The 20,078-nt window shown below is 60.4% G+C and carries 17 protein-coding genes; 6 read left to right on the forward strand and 11 right to left on the reverse strand.

Annotated features, from left to right (window positions below):
- Positions 1 to 81 precede the first annotated feature (81 nt).
- On the reverse strand, positions 82 to 1,359 hold the full coding sequence (gene nagZ, locus WMW72_RS14755) for a beta-N-acetylhexosaminidase (RefSeq protein ID WP_341416253.1): 1,278 nt from the start codon (positions 1,357 to 1,359) through the stop codon (positions 82 to 84).
- The gene (locus WMW72_RS14760) at positions 1,320 to 1,550 is read right to left on the reverse strand and encodes a hypothetical protein (RefSeq protein WP_341416254.1); all 231 of its coding nucleotides are present in this window, start codon (positions 1,548 to 1,550) and stop codon (positions 1,320 to 1,322) included. Before WMW72_RS14760 ends, nagZ begins: the two co-directional genes overlap by 40 nt.
- Positions 1,551 to 1,818: 268 nt before the next feature.
- Between WMW72_RS14760 and WMW72_RS14765 the strand changes: the two genes are divergently transcribed.
- The 3 genes from WMW72_RS14765 to WMW72_RS14775 are packed head-to-tail and all read left to right on the forward strand — an operon-like array spanning position 1,819 to position 5,306.
- Entirely contained in the window at positions 1,819 to 2,847 is a 1,029-nt protein-coding gene (locus tag WMW72_RS14765; protein ID WP_341416255.1) for an AAA family ATPase, read from the forward strand.
- A gap of 3 nt (positions 2,848 to 2,850) precedes the next feature.
- Entirely contained in the window at positions 2,851 to 3,963 is a 1,113-nt protein-coding gene (locus WMW72_RS14770) for a DUF58 domain-containing protein (RefSeq protein ID WP_341416256.1), read from the forward strand.
- On the forward strand, positions 3,960 to 5,306 hold the full coding sequence (locus WMW72_RS14775) for a DUF4129 domain-containing protein (protein ID WP_341416257.1): 1,347 nt from the start codon (positions 3,960 to 3,962) through the stop codon (positions 5,304 to 5,306). Before WMW72_RS14770 ends, WMW72_RS14775 begins: the two co-directional genes overlap by 4 nt.
- 233 nt (positions 5,307 to 5,539) lie before the next feature.
- Here the strand turns inward: WMW72_RS14775 and WMW72_RS14780 are convergent, their stop codons facing one another.
- The 4 genes from WMW72_RS14780 to WMW72_RS14795 are packed head-to-tail and all read right to left on the reverse strand — an operon-like array spanning position 5,540 to position 10,624.
- Positions 5,540 to 6,850, reverse strand: a complete 1,311-nt coding sequence (locus WMW72_RS14780) for an MBL fold metallo-hydrolase (RefSeq protein ID WP_341416258.1) — start codon at positions 6,848 to 6,850, stop codon at positions 5,540 to 5,542.
- Positions 6,851 to 6,856: 6 nt separating this feature from the next.
- Positions 6,857 to 8,506: an ABC transporter permease gene (locus WMW72_RS14785; protein WP_341416259.1), complete on the reverse strand. Its 1,650-nt coding sequence runs from the start codon at positions 8,504 to 8,506 to the stop codon at positions 6,857 to 6,859.
- A 40-nt stretch (positions 8,507 to 8,546) separates the two neighbouring features.
- The gene (locus WMW72_RS14790) at positions 8,547 to 9,629 is read right to left on the reverse strand and encodes an ABC transporter substrate-binding protein (RefSeq protein WP_341416260.1); all 1,083 of its coding nucleotides are present in this window, start codon (positions 9,627 to 9,629) and stop codon (positions 8,547 to 8,549) included.
- Between the two features lie 20 nt (positions 9,630 to 9,649).
- A complete protein-coding gene (locus WMW72_RS14795) occupies positions 9,650 to 10,624 on the reverse strand; it encodes an ABC transporter ATP-binding protein (RefSeq protein ID WP_341416261.1) in 975 nt (324 codons plus the stop codon).
- Positions 10,625 to 10,798: 174 nt separating this feature from the next.
- On the opposite strand from WMW72_RS14795, the gene WMW72_RS14800 reads away from it, so the two are divergent.
- On the forward strand, positions 10,799 to 11,728 hold the full coding sequence (locus WMW72_RS14800) for a LysR substrate-binding domain-containing protein (RefSeq protein ID WP_341416262.1): 930 nt from the start codon (positions 10,799 to 10,801) through the stop codon (positions 11,726 to 11,728).
- A 227-nt stretch (positions 11,729 to 11,955) separates the two neighbouring features.
- On the opposite strand, the gene WMW72_RS14805 is transcribed toward WMW72_RS14800, so the two are convergent.
- The 5 genes from WMW72_RS14805 to WMW72_RS14825 form a co-directional block, all read right to left on the reverse strand.
- Positions 11,956 to 12,462, reverse strand: a complete 507-nt coding sequence (locus WMW72_RS14805; RefSeq protein ID WP_341416263.1) for a glutathione peroxidase — start codon at positions 12,460 to 12,462, stop codon at positions 11,956 to 11,958.
- Positions 12,463 to 12,760: 298 nt separating this feature from the next.
- Positions 12,761 to 13,525 (reverse strand): anti-sigma factor, encoded by a 765-nt coding sequence (locus WMW72_RS14810; protein WP_341416264.1) that lies wholly within the window; start codon positions 13,523 to 13,525, stop codon positions 12,761 to 12,763.
- A 2-nt stretch (positions 13,526 to 13,527) separates the two neighbouring features.
- The gene (locus tag WMW72_RS14815; RefSeq protein WP_341416265.1) at positions 13,528 to 14,094 is read right to left on the reverse strand and encodes an RNA polymerase sigma factor; all 567 of its coding nucleotides are present in this window, start codon (positions 14,092 to 14,094) and stop codon (positions 13,528 to 13,530) included.
- A 143-nt stretch (positions 14,095 to 14,237) separates the two neighbouring features.
- A complete protein-coding gene (locus WMW72_RS14820) occupies positions 14,238 to 15,077 on the reverse strand; it encodes a cupredoxin domain-containing protein (RefSeq protein WP_341416266.1) in 840 nt (279 codons plus the stop codon).
- Positions 15,078 to 15,090: 13 nt separating this feature from the next.
- Positions 15,091 to 16,734 carry a plastocyanin/azurin family copper-binding protein gene (locus tag WMW72_RS14825; protein WP_341416267.1) on the reverse strand — a complete coding sequence of 548 codons (1,644 nt, stop codon included), beginning with the start codon at positions 16,732 to 16,734 and terminating at the stop codon, positions 15,091 to 15,093.
- 218 nt (positions 16,735 to 16,952) lie between these two features.
- On the opposite strand from WMW72_RS14825, the gene WMW72_RS14830 reads away from it, so the two are divergent.
- A complete protein-coding gene (locus tag WMW72_RS14830) occupies positions 16,953 to 17,726 on the forward strand; it encodes a hypothetical protein (protein WP_341416268.1) in 774 nt (257 codons plus the stop codon).
- 191 nt (positions 17,727 to 17,917) lie between these two features.
- The gene (locus WMW72_RS14835; RefSeq protein WP_341416269.1) at positions 17,918 to 20,026 is read left to right on the forward strand and encodes a dihydroorotate dehydrogenase; all 2,109 of its coding nucleotides are present in this window, start codon (positions 17,918 to 17,920) and stop codon (positions 20,024 to 20,026) included.
- The last annotated feature ends 52 nt before the right edge of the window (positions 20,027 to 20,078 follow it).

Here is a 20,078-nt window from a genome sequence, read left to right on the forward strand (position 1 = left end):
CGGCAGCAGGCCGACAATCCGGTCCCCGGAATTATCGGCCAATCGGACGGGCTGCTCGGGCGGCGCCGGATTTGGCCCGCGTTAAGGGGTCTTGAGGGAAGGGTTCTCTTCCTTCAACTGGCGGATACGCTTATTGATCGGCTCGATCACCGGCTCGGCCGGAGCCTGATCGGTCAGCTCGTACTTGCGCTTGAGGGCGGCGATGCGGCGAACGCTGGCGTTCAGCCTTTCTTCAGTCAGACGTCCTGCCGCCACCTCGCGCTTCAGAGCTTCCACGGCTTGGAGGGCCAGGTCGTATCCGTGCGCGATCATCACGATATCCGCACCGGCCTGAACCGCATTCACGGCGGCTTCCCCAATGCCCCGCTGATTGGCTATAGCACCCATCGTCAGGTCATCGGTGATGACGACGCCCTGGAAGCCCAGCTCCTCGCGCAGCAAGCCGGTCACGATTCGCGGAGACATGGAGGACGGATTATGCTCATCGAGCCCAGGCAGCAGCAGATGGGCGACCATGACGGCGTCCGCACCTCCGCTTATCGCTTGCCGGAACGGGATCAGCTCGAGCTGTCGCAGCTCGTCAAGCGACTTGCGTACGATCGGCAGCTCCACATGAGAGTCCGTTGCGGTATCCCCGTGACCGGGGAAATGCTTGACCACCGGCACGGTGTGCCGGGAAGCGATCCCTTCCATCGCCTGGACACCCAGATCGGCGACGACCTTGGCGTCTGGGCCGTAAGAGCGGGGTCCGATGACCGGATTGGATGGATTGTTGTTCACATCCAGCACCGGGGCGAAATCCATATTCATCCCAAGCACATGCAGCTCTTCGCCCAGCAGCTCGCCGATGGTCCGGGCCAGCTGAGGATTTTTGAGCGCCCCGATACGGGCATTGTCCGGAAGCGCTGCGAACTCCGCAGGCAATCGGCTCACGGCTCCGCCCTCCTGATCGACACTTATCCATAGCGGCAGCGGCTGCCCACTGTTGGCGGTCTTCAGCTCCCGCACCAGTTCGAAGGTCTGACTCAGACTGGCGATATTGCGCTTATATAAGATGACTCCGCCGATATGACGGTCCTTGATGAAGGAGGCGCCCTGCTTGTCCAGCTTCTGGCCATCCAGGCCGATCAGGACAAGCTGGCCGATCTTTTCGTCCACGGTCATCTTCTCCACGATGGACTGTACCGGGTCGGCAGGCGGCTGGGGAGCCGCAGGAGGGGAAGCAGGCGGGTTTAAGTCGCCGATCCCGCCTCCCAATGCGTCGGATTTGGGCGGAGAGGCAGTTCCCGTAGAGCCTGAGCAGCCGGCTGTCACCGCGATCAGGCCGACCAGCACCAGCGCCAATAACCGTCGGGACATTCCTGGGTAGCGCTGCGGAAGCTCTGGCCGCTTTGCTTGCTTGGCCAACGCCTGTCTGCCAGCGTCTGGCCGTGAACTCCGCGCTCGGGCGCCTTCGTTCCCGCGCTCTTTCTTTCCCCCGTGTATATCCGCTCCGGCTCCCGCCTCCGGGCAGGGAAGCGCCGGATAGGCTGGCACAACTCTATCGCCACGCCCGTATTCTGGCCTCATATCGCTCCTCCATGGCCGGTACTTCCCGTTTTCCCCCGTTATCTGCTGCATACTGACACCAGCCTTTCCGTTCCTTATTCTTGTTTTCTAGTATACCAATATATGTCTTGCTGCATCCTCTTGCAGATGGAAACGAACCTTCCCCCTGGCCCGCCCGGATTCCTGCTCGTCCTGGGGCTCTCTTTTCTGGTATGATAAAAAAGGAAAATTAGGGAAACGAATTTGAGCGAGAAGAAGGGGGAATCCCGCATGCGTATGGATCAAATAGGACCTTGGATTGAACGAATCCGTTCCAATATAGGGGAAGTCATCGTTGGCAAGGAGGCTGTCGTCGATTTGCTGCTGACGGCGCTGCTGGCCAACGGGCATGCCCTGCTTGAGGATGTGCCGGGCACGGGCAAGACGCTGCTGGCCAAGTCGCTGGCTCGTTCGCTCGACTGTACGTTTAAGCGCATTCAGTTCACGCCAGATCTGCTGCCTTCCGATCTGAGCGGTATTAATTTCTACAATCAACGTACGGGCCAGTTCGAATTCCGGCCCGGCCCGGTGTTTACCGGCGTCCTGTTAGCCGATGAGATTAACCGAGCCACGCCGCGTACGCAATCCAGTCTGCTGGAGTGCATGGAGGAGCGCCAGATTACGATCGATGGGGTGACTCATCTTCTGGAGCGGCCGTTTCTCGTCATCGCCACGCAGAATCCGGTAGATAATCAGGGGACATTCCCGCTGCCTGAGGCTCAACTGGACCGTTTTCTGCTGAGGATCGAGATGGGGTATCCGACCTTCGAAGAAGGTGTGGGCATCCTGCTGCGTTTCCGGCAGGAACAGCCGCTTGAGCGCCTGCATGCCGTGGTCGCATCGGCTGAAGTCGTACAGGCCCAGCAGCTCGCCGCGGCGGTCAGGATCGACGAGGAGCTTGTCGGCTATATCGTCCGACTGGCCGAAGCATCCCGTCAGCTTCCCGATGTGGCGCTGGGCGTCAGCCCGCGAGGCTCGCAAGCTCTGCTGAAGGCCTCCCAGGCCTATGCGCTCGTACGCGGGCGGGATTACGTGACGCCGGACGATATCAAGGCGATGGCCGTTCCTGTGCTGGCCCATCGGCTGCAGCTGCAAGGAGGTCTCCGGGCGCGCGGCGGCAGCGGCCAGAGCGCCGAGACGGTTCGCCGGCTGCTGGCTGCGGTGGAGGTACCGGCGGAGCAGCATGGCCAGGGGGAAGCTAGCGGACGTGCCGAATCCGGCTGGACCGCATCGGCGGGAAGAACAGCAGGGGGCCGCTAGGCCATGGGGATCCCTTCGCTGCTCTTCGGCACGGTGGTGGTGCTGACCCTACTGGCTCTGCTATACCGGGTGCGGGCGCTGAAGCATCTGGAGTATACGCGGCATTTCTCGAGGTCCATTGTCTATGCGGGGGACCGGATCGAGATGGTGGAGCGTATCGTCAACCGCAAGCTGCTGCCGCTGCCCTGGCTTCGGCTGGAATCCCTGATTGCACAGGGACTGGTCTTCGATTCGCAGACCAATCTGGATATCCGCAGTGGGGAGCTCTTTCAGAACCATATCAGCCTGTTCAGCCTGCGTCCTTACCGTCAGATCACCCGGCGCCATCAGGTGCTATGTGCCAAGCGCGGGCTATACCGGCTCGATTCGGCCACGATGACGACTGGCGATCCGCTGGGTCTGAACGTCGGCTCCATCCGTTTTGCACTGAAAGCGGAATTGCTCGTTTACCCGTGTCCGGCCGAGCTGGAAGAGCTGCCGCTTCCGGTGCGAAGCTGGCTCGGGGAGCTTCCCGTCCGCAGATGGGTTGCAGAGGATCCGTTTCTTACCTCCGGGGTGCGCGGCTACCGGCCGGGCGATCCGTTGTCGGCCGTCAATTGGAAGGCCACAGCCCGGACCGGTGAGCTGCAGGTGCACCGCAAGGACTATACCGCCGATCATCGGTTGATGATCGTGCTGAATCTGGATGTGTCGGAGGGCATGTGGAAGTCGGTCACCGACCCTGAGCGGATGGAGCTGGGGATCCGCTACGCTGCCTCCATAGCTGCCCATGCCGTACGTCATGGCATGGAGGTTGGGCTTATGTGCAACGGTAGGCTGCAAGGAGGCCCTGTCGCGCCGGTCCACCTGGCGCCGCGCGGAGGCGAGGCGCAGCTGACCGAGCTGCTGGAGCTGCTGGCGAAGCTGGAGCTCGAGACAGCCGATACGATCAACGGACTGCTGGAGCAAGAAGCGGGGCGCCTGGAGTCCGCTGCGGTGGAGGGAGTCGCGGATTATGTGCTCCTGACCTGCTACACCTCTGACCAACTGCTGGACAGGCTGGAGCGTCTGACCTGGCAAGGTGCCCGGATCGAGCAGCTGACGATCCCGGAAGTCCGAGAGGAGGAGTCGGCATGAGCAGCAAGCAACAAAGTCGCATTTCTGGTGGCAACGTTCTTCGATTATGGAGCTACGGGCTCATTGAAATGCTGCTGTTCCTGCCCGTCGGCCTGCTGGCGGCGACCTATGGATGGCCTCCTGCTGACCGTATGTGGCCCGATTCCTGGCTATGGCTGAGCGTGCTGCCGTTGCTGCTGCTGGTTGCCGCCTGGATCGCTGCCCGGTGTACGAGGCTATGGCAGCATCTATGGATAGCGCTGCTGATTGCTGTGCCAGCGGGCTTTCTGCTCGGCGGCACCGCCTATAGCCCGCTGATTCCTGTGCTCATCACAGCAGTTGCGCTGTATCTGGGGATGACGGCTGAAGGCAGAGCGGGAGCCTTTGCACTCTACGCCTCGGGGATGGGGGCATATGTCATAGCCGCCATAGCCTTCTCGTTCGTGCCGGAATTGTCGCCCTTGCTGCCTGTTCTGACGGCGGCTGGCTTGATCAGCTTGATCGTGGTCTTATTTTCTGCCAACGCCGTCTATATGCGAGCGGTCACGCTGTCCGGGAACCGTCCAGTGACGATAACGGCCTCCTTACGCCGTCATAACCGGCTGTATGTCACTGTGCTGCTTCTAGCGGTCATCGCCGTAGGAAGCTTGGGCGGAGCCGTATGGCAAGCGGTAAAGACGCTGCTAGTCTGGCTGCTGAGCGGCAGCGCACGAACTCGCCGTGAAGCCGCACCGCTGCCGCCATTGGAGACGCCTCCTCCACAGCTGCCACCGCTGGTGCATCAGGAGCCTGGCTGGCTAGCCAAGCTGTTTAACGTCTTGTTCTACGTAATTGGGACCGGTGTGGTACTGGTTCTTCTCGTAGTTGGGCTTATCTGGCTGTATCGCAAGGCACCTGATCTGTGGAAGGCCTCGATCGGCCGTCTGCTGGCTCTGCTCCGGCGCTCCCCGGATCGTCAGGGAACAACCGGATATGTGGATGAGGAGCAGGGCGTCTGGTCATGGGGTTCATTTAGCGGTCCGCTGGGGCGGTTATGGGGCGGGAGGCAGCGGCCGGGACGGAAGGAAGTCCGGTGGGAGGAGCTGCAGGATAGTGCCGAGCGCATCCGTTACTTGTACAGACGCTGGCTCCGCAAGAAGACGGAGCTGGGCTATATGCCCCGGCCGGAGCTGACTCCCCGGGAAACGGCTGCAGATATCGAGCGCTGGAGCAAGGAGCGCAAGGGTAAGAAGGGGGCAGGGGAAGCGGCATCCGGGCAGCCGGACCTGAATGAGACGCTGCTTGAGCTGTATGAGGACAGCCGATATGGAGGGAAGCGTCCGGGTGATGCCCGGGTAGAAGATTTGCGTCAGAAGCTGCGTTAAGCTGAAGCGGAAGCTGATAGGGACAAGGCGGACTAAGTCAGAGGCCGAGGACTGGCGGCGCTTATAGAGGCAAGCAGGTTTCTTCTTCACGGCTGGCGGAAGCTGTGTGGGAAGCGGCTCCGGTGAAACAAGGGCATAGGATGTGCATATGCTGTATGTCGAGCTTGTCTCCATCCTGGATATGCATGCAAAAAGGAGGATCTTCTACCTGCAGAAGATCCTCTTTTTCCAAGTTAAAGGCACAACTGATCCCCGGGCTGCAGCGAGCGCAATCCGGTAAAGCCCTCTGTCTCGAGCATCGCGCACAAGGCGTCTATCGCCTTTGTGCCGGTATGGACGGGCACGGTCACGCCCCCGCCGAAGGCCCGGAGCATCCGCCGTACGTCACCGGCTCCCTGATGCACCTTGTAGCGGAGCTTGACGGCCTCGATGCTTCCCGTTGGAGCATCGGCATCGCCGGGCGGCTGCATCAGCAGGCGCTGGCCGAAGCTCCCTTCCGCGAGATGGCCGGTCAGAATGACGCAGCCGTGGCCGGAGGCGGTTAACCTGCGGTAGTAAGCCTGTGCGCGTGGGGATTGCAGCATGCCGTCGCTCGTCAGATAAAGCCCCGCCCGGTCCGGTGCGAACGCCTGGCTGCGCTGGTCCTCGTTATCGATGACCGTGAGATGGGGATGCACCAGGCAGCGGAGAATCCGCTCCCTGGCCCCGTCCCATAGCCACTCCGGGGCATCCAGCATCTGAGCGAGCGCGTCCACGACCTCGCGTTCGGCATTCAGGGCGGTGTCCGGGAACTGTTCGCTCGCCCATACGAGCAAATCCTGCCCTCGTCCGAATGTTGGCACCGGAAGCAGTACGGAGCCGCCCCCGGTCAGCGTAAGCGAGATACGTTCAGCCAGCCTGTCCAGCTTGACGGCCTGCGCTTCCTCGTCGAGCCCATATGCGGCATCGATCAGGGATAGCTGGATCGGCGGCTGAACCCCATGCTCCTCTGGCAGCCGCTCCGGCCCGTCAGCTGCGAGCAGCAAGGACTCGGAGGTATAATCGCCGGAGAAGAAAACCCGCTCTCCGTCCAGCTCCAGCAGCAGCCAGACAGACCCCAGCAGGTGACCGCTGCGTCCCCAGCATACGCGGACGGAGGGAGCGGCGTCGATCCAGGTTCCCGGCGGTCCCGCATCCTCCAGATAGGCGAACTGGAGCGCAGCGATATGCTCCTCTTCGTAAGGCAGCTCAGCGCCTTGGCCTTTGACATAGCCAGACCAGGAGGAGAAATAAGCGCCGATCTGCTGTGCCGTGGCGCGGGTCGTCCATACCGGACCCCGGTAGCCGTGCTTGATCAGCAGCGGCAGCGCGACCGAGTGATCCTCATGGGCATGGGACAGAAAGACGGCGTCAAGCCTCGCAGCCTGCGCGGGGTCGATCAGCGGATATTCCCCGGAGCCCGTCTTCTTGACGCCGCAATCCAGCAGCACCCGGCAATCGTTATGAAGCAAGTAATAGCTGGAGCGGCCATGTTCCCCGGCCCCTCCCCAGATGTCGAGTTGCATTATGCATCATTCCACTTTCTGTTTGCTTAATCGGTTGATGCCCAGCAGCATCAGGGTAGTTAGCCCGACGGAGACGACGGCCATGGCCATCCCGAGCGACACCTTGCCTTGCTCGAACTGGGCGAAAATATAAGTAGCTGACGTCTCCATGGAGGGCGGCAGGATCATCAGCGAAGCGACCAGCTCGCGGATGGAGATCGTGAAGGTCATCATCCAGCCGGCGAGCATGCCCGGGACGATCAGCGGCAGTACGATCCGGAGGAAGATATAGGCCGGCTTGCCCCCGAATACCCGCCCTGCCTGGAAGAGTGAGTCATCGAGCTGCGAGAAGTTGGCTTTGACATACTGCACGGTATAGGGCAGGAAAAAAACCACATACGTCAGGACGACCATCCCATAGGTGTTGTACAGCGGAATTGGCATCCAGGGCGCATTCCACAGCAGAATCAAGCCGACCACGATTACAATGCCCGGGACGGTGTTGGGCAGCAGACTGAACAAATCCGTGATCCGCTGCGGCCACGTGCGGGATTGCTTGATCGTCAAAGCAAACCAGGTGCCCAGGATGACGGAAATGGTAGCCGCCACGAGGGACAGACTAAGACTGTTCAGCAGCGCCTGCATGCTCTTGGAGCCCCAGGTCAGAAGCTCGGCGTAGTGCTGAAGCGTGAGATTGTTCCAGGCGAGGCCGACCCCGCGCAGCTTCATCAGGGAAGCTGAGATGATGGAGAAGTAGGGCACCCCGATGGACAGCAGCAGCAGAGCCGCTACATAGCCCCAGACGATCAGCCCGGTCCAGGCGTTCAGCTGGTACTGCTTGGAACGGGTTCCCTTGCCTCCGACCAGACGGTAGGTATATCGCTGACTGATGACGGATTGTCCGTACCAGAGCAGCAGGCAGGTGCCTAGCAGCACGGAGGCGAGTGCCGTAGCCTTGCCGAAATCGATCGGCCAGCTCGAAATGTACTTATGAATCTCGGAAGTTAGCACATAGAACCCGATCCTGCGGCCAAAGGTAGCTGGCGTGCCGAACTCCGCAATTGTCTTGACGAAGACGAGCAGCGCACCCATCGCATAGCTCGATACGAGCAGGGGCAGGATGATCCGACGGAACCGGTACAAGAACCGGCCTCCATGCACGGCCGCTGCCTCCTCACGGCTGCCGCCGATCTGCAGCAGCGCGTTGCGGAGAATCAGGTACAGGAACGGAAACAGATGCAGGCTCATGATCGCGACCATGCCGAACAGGCTGAAGAACTTGGGCGTCCAGCTGGCGGCTGCGGGCAGCAGCTGCTCCAGGTAGCCGTTCTTTTGCATGAACAGCATCCATCCCATCGAGCCGATATAAGGCGGCGTCATGAATGGAACCAGCAGGACGATATCCAGCCAGCCATGGCGGCCCAGACTTGTCTTGGCGACCATCCAGGCTAGCGGTAGAGCAAGCAAGGTGGCCCCGGCCACAACGAGCAGTCCGAGCCAGATCGAATTCAGGAATACTTCGCCCAGCTTATTCTCGAGGATCGCCCGCAGCGGGGCAGATAAGTCCAAGGCGCCGTCCGGATAGACGCTGGTCATAAAGATGAAAAAAAGCGGGACGACCACGAGCATCGCCAGAAGCAGCAAGGCGAGGGTCATCCCTAACGTTTTGAACGACATCAAGCTTCTATAAGGCATTCAATCACCGTCTTAGACGTATTTATTTGAACAGCTGGGTGAATTTCTTCGTCACGTCGTTGCCGTTCGTGTCCATCCAGGCCCAGTCAATCTTCATCTGAGGGATTTGATCCACGCCAGCGCGATCCTTGGCCTTGATATCCTTGCGGCCGGGCAGCAGGTACGTATCGGCAACGAGCTTCTGTGCTTCATCGGACAGCAGGTAATCGATGAAGGCTTTGGCATTGTCTACATTGGCGCTGGACTTGAGAATAGCTGCTGGACGCGGGCTGATGACCGTACCGCTGGCCGGATAGACCATGTCGACAGGCTCACCCTTGGCCTTGGCTTGGTACGTCATGTAATCGACGCCTGCGGCGACGATGCTTTTCGCTCCGGTGATAACCGGGTCCAGCGCTTCCTGATTCGCTCCGGCGAGCGCCATGTCGTTCTGCTTGTATTGCTTGAGCAGATCCCAGCCGCTGTCGCCCTTGCCGCTCAAGTATCCCGTAATGAAGTCCAGGGCAGAGCCGGACAGAGCGGGATCCGGGATGTTCACTTTGCCTTTCCATTCCGGCTTCGTGAGGTCCGTCCATTCCTTCGGCGGTGACGTTACGAGCTTGGTATTGTAGACGATACCCAGCGCCGATGCGCTGTAGCCGAAGAAGTGGCCCTCCGGATCGGACCATTCCGGGATGAGCTTGTCCGCGCCTGCTGCGGCTTTATACTCCTGCGTTAAGCCGCTTTTCTTAAGGCCTTGGGCAGAAGGCAGGGAGGCGAGCACCACAACGTCGACGACCGGGTTGGCTTTTTCCGCTTCCATACGTGCAAGGATTTTGCCGGTTGTTCCCTGGAACATTTCGACCTTGACGCCGGTTTTGGCTTCGTAGCCTTTCTGAATGCCCTCGGCGAGCTCCTTCGGTCCTGCGCTGTAGACAACCAGCTTGCCGCTCAGCTTCTTCTCTTCCTTCTTGGTCTCCGTCTTGGCAGGCTGCTCAGCTTGAGGGGCTGCTGCCGGTGTGTTGTTCGCCGGCTTCGGCGCCGTTCCACAGCCCGCCGCACTGACTCCCAGCATGGCCGTCAGCAGCAGCGCGGCTCCGTTCTTCCAACTTTTCTTCATGATCATGGTTGTGATCCTCCTTGGATTTACTTGCGGATATGATGGATGTGCGAAGTAAGTACGTATACCGGAACATTCACGCCCGTGTGCAGCCGGGACTCATGATAGGCGGTCCAGGTGCCCAGCTCGCCCATATCCAGGCCGATCTCGTACCGGTCCCCTAGATAGCTGACGCTGCGGATGATGCCTTGGAAGCTTTCTGCGGATTCTCCTGCCGCTGGTTCCGTCCACCCGACATGCTCCGGGCGGACAAGCGTCTGGTCCGCTGCAATCCAGTTCGATCTGCCGATGAAGCGGGCGACGAACGGGTCTGACGGACGTTTGTAGATGTCCTCCGGTGAGCCTTGCTGCAGGATGCGTCCCGCCTGCATGACGACGATGTCATCGGACATCGACATGGCTTCAGTCTGGTCATGCGTCACATAGAGAGCCGTCAGCCCGGCGTCCTGTACCAGACTCATCAGCTCCAGCCGCATCTCGTCACGGAGCACCGCGTCCAGTGCGCTGAGCGGCTCGTCGAACAGCACAAGCGCTGGCTTCATGGCGACGGCCCGGGCAAAGGCGACCCGCTGCTGCTGCCCGCCGGACAACTGATGGGGGTAACGCTTGTCCATGCCCTGGAGGCGGACCCGCTCGATGGCTTCTCCGACCCGCTGCTTGAGCTCCTTCGTCTGTCCGGTCGCGCGCAGCCCGAAGGCGATATTCTCGTACACGGTCATATGAGGCCACAGCGCGAAGTCCTGGAATACCATACCGAACTGACGCTTATGCGGCGGACGGTCGATCCGTCTGGAGGCGGAGAAGAGTACGTCTTCTCCCAGGATAAGGTCGCCCTGATCGGGCTGCTCCAGCCCGGCAATCATCCGCAGCAGGGTCGTCTTGCCACAGCCGGACGGACCGAGCAGCGTCGTGAATCGTCCTTGCCTGATCATCAAATCGGTGGGGTGCAGCGCCTGTACCTGCCCGAACGATTTGGCCAACCCGCGAATTTCTACATTCATGCTTGAACCCTTCCTATTCGTTGTAACTAACTTTAGTGTAACGGGCAACATGCAGAAGAATGTTATCGTCACGTAAAGGTTGTGTTAAAGTTATCAATGGATACTATTCATATTCATAGATTTTATCTATACTCGTAGGGAGGCAAGGTGACCTGACGAGGAGGATGCTGCCCGGTGAACTTGAATTTGCTGAAGCTGCAGATGATTGAACTGTTGGAGAAGCACCAGAAGATCACGGCTGTCGCCGATGAGCTGGGCTTGAAGCAGCCGACGATTACCTTTCATATGAAGAATCTGGAGCAGGAGCTGGGGGTGCAGCTGTTTGAATCGCGTTCGGGGAAGACGCTGCTGACTGATGCCGGACGCTCGCTGCATCATTATGCGGTGAAGATTAATGCGCTGGCCCTGGAAGCCGAGCGGGTAGTCCGGGAATTCGACGAATTGGGTAGAGGGGTGCTCCGGGTCGGCGCTAGCTATGTGCCGGGCACCTACATGCTGCCCAGGGTGATGACGGAGTTCTCGCGGGTGTATCCGCGAATTTCGCTCCAGCTGGAGGTCAAGACTGCACCGGTGATCAAGCAGCTGCTGCTTGATCATGAGATCGACATCGGGGTGCTGTCCACGGAGCCGTTCCAGCTAGCGTCGCTGGTCAGCGAAGCGCTGTGCGAGGACGAACTGGTCGTCATCTTCTCGCCTCAACACCGGTTCGCCAGCCTTCCGGAGCTGGAGCCGTCGCATCTGGCAGAGACGCCGTTCTTGTTACACGGGCTAGCCTCCAGTACACGGCAGATGACGGACCGCTGGGCGCAGAGCCATGGCGTCCATCTGTATGCGCAGATGGAGTTGGACTCGCTCGAGGCGATCAAGCAAGTCGTGATGCTGGGAGACTGCGTGTCCTTCGTCTCTCGTCAGGCAGTGCGCAAGGAAGCCGAGCGTGGAGAACTGCAGTACCGGCCGATCCCGGCCAATACGTTCCGGCGCGATATCTGCTGTGCTTTCAATGCAGACAGAAAGCATTCGGCCGTGCTGGATCAGTTTATCGTGCATTTGCGGAAGGAAGCGTCGTCGCTGCATGAAGGCATCCGTACCGGCGAAGCAGGTTAGAAGCGGGAGGCGGGCGCCGCTGGTTGCTGGTTGAAAGATACACTCGCAAGTCAGCACGTAAGCAGGTGAGCGACAGAGGAATATATGCAAGCCAAATCCGCGTCCGGAGCAGATCCAGACGCGGATTTTGTATGTGAACGGGAAGACAGCCAGTGTGCTTCAACGATGCAGCGGTTTATTGGCAATCCGCTCTCGTCCGGTTCAAACAAGAAGAGAGCGTGGGTTTGTTACTCTACCGGAGCGGAATTCTTCAACAGCTCGCGAAGCGGAGCCTCCAGCTCCTCGGGTTTATCGGCCGGGGCGAAGCGCTTGACGACATTCCCATCACGGTCGACCAGGAACTTGGTGAAGTTCCACTTGATCGACTTCGAACCAAGCAGACCGGGTGCTTCCTTGCTGAGCTGCTGAAACAGCGGATGGGCAGTCGGTCCGTTCACATCAACCTTGGCGAACATCGGGAAGGTGACTCCGTGATTGATCGAGCAGAATTCGGCGATCGCCGTCTCTTCTTCCAGCTCCTGATTCATGAACTGAGCGCTCGGGAAGCCGAGCACGTTGAAGCCCTGATCGCGATAAGTATCGTAAAGCTTCTGCAGGCCGGTGAATTGAGGCGCGTAGCCGCACTTGCTGGCTGTATTGACGATTAGCAGCACGTCGCCTTTATAAGCGTCCAGGGTTTGAGTTTCTCCGCGGATGGTGCGAACCTCATGGTTGTATAGGTTATTGTTGGACATCGGAATGTCTCCTCTCAAAATTGCTTTGATCTAATTGGTTTCTATAAATTAAATTGTATACAATTTAAAATCGAAAGTCAAGCCAGCTGTTTTCTGGAGATTGGAAGTTCAAAGCCGGTTAGCCTGTAGGCGTTCCCCTTTCAATAAAAGCGTAGGAATACAACCCACAAACCCGCGAAAGTCTTGGCTGACCAAGGTTTTGGCGGGTTTTTTAGGTGTATTGCAGATTCCGCCGGCTTAAAAAGAAGCGGTAGTGAGGCAGTCACATTCCCTGTGCTGCAGGGTGCCGCTCCGGGCGTCAAGCCGAACCGAACATCTTCTCTCCGCGCGGTTGATCCCCTTGGTCATCAGGCTCCAGCGTGATTCCGATCCGGTCGAACGGCAGCGCATCCGACTCCAGCGGCATCGTCAGCACGCCGACGCCTATGCCTTCTGCTGCTACGCGGAAGGTCCCTGCGCTCGACCGCACGCCGTCCTTGACCAGCCATACCTGATAGGCCTGATCGCCCTTCGTGGCGGCCGCCCCGTACACATACACGACAAACTGCTTGCTCCGCCCGTTGTCGACGATGCAGGCGATGCCGTAGGCCTTCGCAGGGGCGCGCGACTCAGCCTGGAGCGGGACCGCCAGCTTGACCTGCGCAGCGGATACAGGCAGTGCGGCGACCTGCGGAGGGGCGCTCGTGCGCTCACGGTACAGCCAGAAGTTCCAGGCTGATCCGCCCAGGAACACGGCCAGCAGAGCGGCGGCTGGGATGATGCGCCGCCAGCGCGGCTTCGCTGCTTCACGGCGGCTGGCGCGAGTCGCTGGCTGGGCTGCTCTCGCGGCGGGTTCGGCGTCCAAGGCCGCCTTTATGACCTGCTGCTTTAAATCCGCAGGAGGCCCAATGGATTCCATATCAGCGTACAGCCCCTCCCATACAAGCTGCAGATCATCCATCTCGGCTTGGCAGGCTTCGCAGCCCGGCAGATGACGCTCGAAGGCCAGACGTTCTTCCTCCGTGCATGCGCCGGATAGCACATCCAAGGCCAGATCGCATATCGATGCCGGTTTCTCATTCAAGGTCATCCCTCTCCTTCCGCAAGCAGATGTCTGCGCAATATTTTCAAGGCTTGATGCAGCCTGTTCTTCACGGTGCCTAGCGGCTCCCGGTAATGCTCGGACAGCTCTCTTAGACTGTAGCCCTGCCAATAAAAATGCTCCAGCAGCTCAATCTGCTGCTTGGACAGGAAGCGGTAGGCGCTGCGGATCTGCGTCTGAAGGGACTCCCGCTCGGCGTGAGCCTCGGGGGAAACGGCCTGATCGGGGATGCTCTCCAGCTCCTCAGGCAGCACATCGATGAGCCCGCCGGTACGTCTGCGCTGCTGGCGCAGCCAGTCGGTGGTCAGGTTGCGGGTGATCGTAATCAGCCAGCTGGTGAACCGCCCTTTGGCCGGGTCGTACCCGGAGTCCGTCGTCCATAGACGCACGTAGACGGACTGGACGATCTCCCTCGCGGCCTGCTCGTCCCGCAGCGCCTTGCAGGCGAAGGAGTACACGAGTGCCGCGTAACGATCATACAGGATAGACAACGCTTCCTGTTCCTTCTGCTTCACGAGCAGCATTAATTCGTAGTCGGAAAGATGGTGCATACGGATGAGGCCTCCCGGGTCGGCTCGGACCAATACTCCAACCTGATCTTACTCCAATCGTGGTCTGACGAAAAGCAAAAACAAAGGCAAAAGCAGGGAAACCGGCGTACGGTTCCCCTGCTGATGCGGGCCATGCGGTCATGCTATCTACGGGCTCGGACCACGATGGTGGCCTTCATGCCCGGATGCGGCTTGCAGTAATAGCCGAATTCCCCCGGCTTGTCAAAGGTAATCGTCTTGGCCTCGTCCTGGGCGAGCAGCTCGGTGTCGAAGGACTTGTCATCCGCAGTAGCCGAATGCTTGACGGCATCCTTGTTGACGAACTTAACCGTATCTCCGGCCCGAATCTCCAGCTTGCTTGGAGAGAAGCTGAAATCCTTGATCTCGACCACATGCTCCTGGCTCGCGGGCTTCTCGGCTGCAGGCGGACTGGCCTGTCCTGCTGGATTGATACCTCCAGCCTCAGCCGGAGCGGCAGAAGCAGGAGTCGGAGTCGGCTTAGGCGGCTTGGAGTGATCGGCGTCAGGCTCTGCCGACGGGCTTGCGGCTTGGCTTGGGCCGGCGGTGGCTGAGGCCGAGCTGCCGGAGTCCGGGGCCGGTGGGCTGGGCTTCGCTGACGGTGCGGGCGCCACCGGACTGCTCGGTGAGCTTGCCGGCGGCTGCCCGGCGCTGTCCTTCTGGCCCGCCGGAGCCTCCGTCGCGGAGGCCGGTGTTTGCGGGGTTCCGGCCGGAGCGGAGCCGGAGCCTCCGGCTGCGGGAGCACCTGCCTGCCCGCCGCTTGTCTGCGCGGCTTGTGCCCCCGGTGGAGCTTGCTCGGCGCCATGGGAGCTGCCCGCTGACGCGGTCGCTCCGTGCTCCGAGGCGCTGGCCGGAGCCTGCGTTCCGCCATGCTCCGCCGCGGTCTGCCCGCCGCTTGCCGCAGACCCGCAGGCGGAGAGGAGCAGCATGCCGAGCACCACGCTGATGTAAGGAAGATGCTTCATGATGGCTTCACCTTCATTTGACTATAAGTTGGCCGGTCATGAAGCTTTTATGCGGCTCGCAGAAATAATCGTAGGTGCCTGGCTTGTCGAGCGTAATGGTGTACGACTCGCCCTTGGCGAGCAGCGGAATTGAGAAGCTGCCGTTGACGGCCACCGCATTATGCTTCATGTCGTCATAATTGGTGAAGACGATCTTGGAGCCGGCTTCGACCGTCAGTGGACCGGAGCCGAAGGAGAAGTCCTTGATGTCGATGTTGTAGGTCTTGGCTGCCGCAGGCTGCTCCGCCGGTTGCTGGGCGGGCTGCTGTGCAGCTCCTCCGGCAGGTGCGCCGGTAAATTTGGCAGGGTCAACGACAAACCAGACGTTTTGCACATTTTGCCCCGTCGTGTCGCCATGTTTGGCATCCTTGACGAAATAATAAAGCGGATAGCCCTTGAAGGCTGCCTGCTGGCTGCCGTCTGAACGGGTTACCGTACCGAAGTCCCCGGTGTTCAACGTCGAAGGCACGCTGTCGGCAGCTGCTCCAAAAGCCGGCCAGTTGGCGAGGCACATGCCTTCGCAGACGCTCGTCTGCGGCTTATCCTTCGCGAAGTAGTACAGCGTGCGGCCATGATCATCGGTCAGATAAGGCCCCAGCTCCTTGCTCGAGCCGAGCATGACACGGTAATCCGGTTTGGCAACGAACCAGACGCTGTTGACTCCCTCGCCGAGCGTATCGCCGGCTTTGGCGTCCTTGACGAACGTATAGAGCGGCCAGCCTTTATACGACCACTGCTTCGAGCCGTCCGCATGCGTGACGAGTGCAAAGTCCGATGCGTTCAGCCCCGCCGGAATCTGCAGTTGATCCGCGTTCAGCAGCGGCCAGTTGGTGCGGCATGGTCCTTGGCAGGCGTCGAGATTCTGCGCGTCATTGGAGAAGAAATACAGCGTGCGGCCTTTGCCGTCCACCAGCAGCTTGCCCAGCTTGGCGTCGGTCCGCAGAGCGATCCGTTCGCCTGCCGGCAGCTTGGCGGCTGCGGGGATCACGCCGCTCTTCTGCAGCATATCGAACAGTATGTGGCCTTCCGGCATGGATGCGGACAGCGACTCGATCAGCGCCGTAGACACATGAGCATTGGTCAGCGCGGATACGCCGGCGATCTGGCTCAGTCCTTTGCCGGATGCGAATGCTTCCGTATCTTTGTAAGTGAAGTCCTTGTCGGATTTGTAGCCCAGCACCTCGAGCAGCACTTTGTACAGCTGCTGAGAGCTTACGGGCGCCAGCGGATTGAAGCGGTTGCCGTCTTCGCCGTTCCAGCCGTATTGCGGGTGGCTCCGCAGGAACGCGAGAATCGCCTGGTTGCTCTCCCCTACCTGAGAGGCATCGGTGAAATTATCCTTGCCGGTATAAGCGAGGGCTTCGTCGAGCTTGCCCTGCAGGCGAAGCGAAATAATAGCGGCTTGAATGCGCAGCGTGCCTTTGGCCAAATAATCGGCGTTGACGCCATTGCCGTCGCCTTGAAGCAGGCCGAGCTCGGCCGCCGTCTGGGCATCGGTCTTGACGCCGGCTGCACCGGATGAGTCGGCTCCTGCCTGATCGGCAGCCGCAGCGAATCCCGGTACGAGCAGCGTCGCGCCCAGCGAGAGCGTGAGCAGTAACTTTCCAAACCTTTTCATCCTGAACAACCTCCTACGAAAATGTGCTGTCACTAGAAGGTAACGCCGGGGAAGGACAAGCGGTTCGACGGAGGCGAAAATATTTTTTTGAGCTGCGGCGATTGGCTGATCGGGGTGAGGTATAAAGTAGTCCGGGAGAGAGATTCTAAGTTAGACAGATAGCCTGCAAGCCATGCGCTGGGCTGGAACTCATTTGCCCATAGAAAGGATGTATCGCATTGAAATCTACATTCATCGCACATCTGCTGACGTTAAGCTTGGCGGCAGCAGTTCTGACCAGCCATGCTGCCTATGCCGCTGAGCAGGGGAATAGCGGGACCATGACTGCCCCGGAGCAGAGATATCGGCTGCCTGCCCCTCTGCCCGTAGGCGATGGGGACTCGCCAAATCTGGCGGGTACCGGTAAGAGCCGCGTCTTCGCGGCGCCGGTACAACCTCAAGAGCATGTGCTCGCTACAGGTGTCATCACCGCCATTCGCGAGTCCGAGGGCTATCAGGCCATCCAAATCCAGGGTGTCAATACGGAGGGGATCGTGCTGAACATCGGCAAAGATACGATCATTCAGTTAAAGGATGGCACCAGGCTGAGCTTTCGGGATCTCCACATCGGGCTAACGGTAGAAGCCGAGCATTCGCAGGTATCGACGCTCAGTCTGCCGCCGCAAACAGCAGCTTACAAGATTACGGTGCTGGACAAGGACGGGCCGCAGGAGCTGCTGGGCACCGCTGGAGGGATCACGGAAGTGAAGACGGCGAACCATGGAGTGAGCCTGAGGGTCAAAGGCGAGGGACTAAACGCCAAGTCGCCGGCGGAGGTCATCCTGCGGGTGACGGATGCGACCTTGCTCCTGAATAAAGAAGCGGAGCCTGTGAAGGCCGATACGCTGGTCAAGGGAGCTCGGATCATTGCCTTTTACCCGCCGCTGCTAACTAAGAGTATGCCTCCGATCGGCACAGCCTGGAAGATCGTCGTGGAGCCCGCCACCGAGTAGGCGGAGAGGCTGCAGCCCGAGCTATCATGCTTGGAGGACGGCTTACCGTAAAAGCGAGCAAAAGAAGCATGGATCGGGATGACGGTCCGTGCTTTTTTTGCTGTTTCAAGCTCAACTCAAGCGCTCGCAGGAAGGGCTCGGGCCTATGGTATACTGTAAACATGAGGAAAAGTAAGGGGAGGGTGGTCTGCATGCCCGACTGGTCGTACCAGACTTTGTTTCGCCCGCTTTTGTTCCGGTTGTCCTCCAGACTCGCGCGCGAGCTAACCTTCCAGGCGATAGGCGGGCTCAGCCGCCTGCCGGGCGGCCGGCTGGTGATTCGCACACTCGGTCACATGGAGCCCTCGCCGATTCTGGCAAGCCGCGCGGGCTCACTGGAGCTGTACACACCGGTTGGGCTATCGGGCTCGCTCGATCCCGAAGGGAAGGCTCATGCGGCGATGGCGCAGTTCGGCTTCGGATTTATCATGACGGGCCCGATTACGCCGGAGCCGCTGTCCAGCAGCGCGCCGATTCTGAGGGAGACGGATCGTGAGAGCCTTATCTACCCGTCGTATACGGAGAACATCGGGTTGAAGGAGGCCGAGCGGCTGTTCGAGCATCCGCGTCACCGGCTGCCTCAGCTGGCCCGTCTGATGCCGATGCCGGGCGTAACGGGTGACGAAGCGCTGCAGCAGCTGGCGCATATGCTGGAGAGGCTTGGGCAAGCCGGAGCGGCTGGCTTTTGCTTGGATGTGCTGCGCAGCGACGGGAATATGGAGGAACAGCTGGACCTCATCCGGCGCTTCCCGGATCTGGTTCGGCGGTTGCAGGCCCAGGGGCGGCTCGGGGGACAAGTTCAGCCGCCCGAGGGGAGCGCAGGGGCTAAGGAGTTCAGCGCTGTATCCCTGACTCGCGGCGGAGAACTCAGGGAAGGGGAGACGGCTTCGGGCTCCTGTCGGGAGGTCTTGGCGGCCGGGCTGCCGCCGCTGTTCCTGTACGTCCCGCCGGATGCACCCGACCCGTTGGTCTCGGAGCTGCTGGCCCAGGTGCAGGCCGGAGGATGGACCGGCCTGACCGTAGGTGAAGGGCTGCCCGAGGGGGAGGGGGTCCGGATCGGCTGTGAAGCCAAGATCCCCGGACTGGCCCTGCTCCGCCGTCTCCGCGCGGAAGCTCCAGCGGAGCTGACGCTGCAGGCGGCCTGCGGCGTGCATGAGCCGCAGGATGCGCTCGATCTGATCGCGGCGGGTGCAGATCAGGTGCTGCTGCATAGCGGCATGGTCTACGCCGGGCCGGGTCTGCCCAAGCGTGTGAATGAGGCCATCGCCTATGAACGGCTGCGGCTGCAGCCCGAGCCTGCGCCGATGCCGTTCTGGCGCAACTGGGGCTGGATGTGGCTGCTCGGCCTAGGCATGATCATCGGGGGCGTACTGGCTTGGTTCGTGGCGATCACGACCGTTCTGCTGCCGTATGACGAGGCCTTTCTGGGGCTGGACCGCGACGCGCTGCACCGGGTGAACGGGAACTTGCTGCATTTTATGTCGCATGACCGGGTCACGCTGGCAGGGACGATGGTGTCTATCGGCATTTTGTATACGCAGCTGGCCCGGTATGGCTTGCAGGAAGGCCAGCATTGGAGCCGGACTGCGCTCGGACTGTCGGCAGGTGTCGGATTTTCAAGCTTCTTCCTGTATCTCGGCACCGGCTATTTCGACCCGCTTCACGCCCTGGCGGCTGCGGCGCTATTCCCGATGTTCCTGCTCTCGATGCGCGGGATACAGGATAGGCCTTACCGCAGGCCGGTGCATCTGTACAATGACCGGATCTGGCGGCTGGCGATGTGGGGGCAGCTCTGCTTCGTGGTACTGGGCTTCGCTCTGGCCATCGGCGGGTTGACGATAGCCGGCGTTGGGGTCACCGGCGTATTCGTTCCGCAGGATCTCGTGTTCATGCAGACGACCTTTGCGGAGCTGGATGCGGTGAATCCGCGGCTTATCCCCCTAATAGCCCATGACCGTGCCGGCTTCGGCGGAGCGCTGCTCTCCAATGCGCTAGCTCTCGTGGTCATTTCTCTATGGGGGCTGCAGCGGGGAGAGCGCTGGCAGTGGAAAACGCTGCTATTCGGCGGAGCCCCGGGCTTTGCGGCTGGATTGGGCATTCACATGGGGATCGGCTATATGGACTTCTGGCACTTGCTCCCGGCCCTGTTCGCGCTAGCTCTGTATATCGCCGGCTTGATTCTACTCTATCCTTACCTCATGGGAGGCCGGGCGGCTAGCACAGAGTCCGGCGCGTTCCGGACAGACGGCCTGAATATGTGAAACAGGGCGCACTCTGCTGATTCATGCTCAGCGGGGTGCGCCCTTATGTGGC

The sequence above is a fragment of the Paenibacillus filicis genome, assembly GCF_038070315.1.
GTDB lineage: Bacteria > Bacillota > Bacilli > Paenibacillales > NBRC-103111 > Paenibacillus_G > Paenibacillus_G filicis.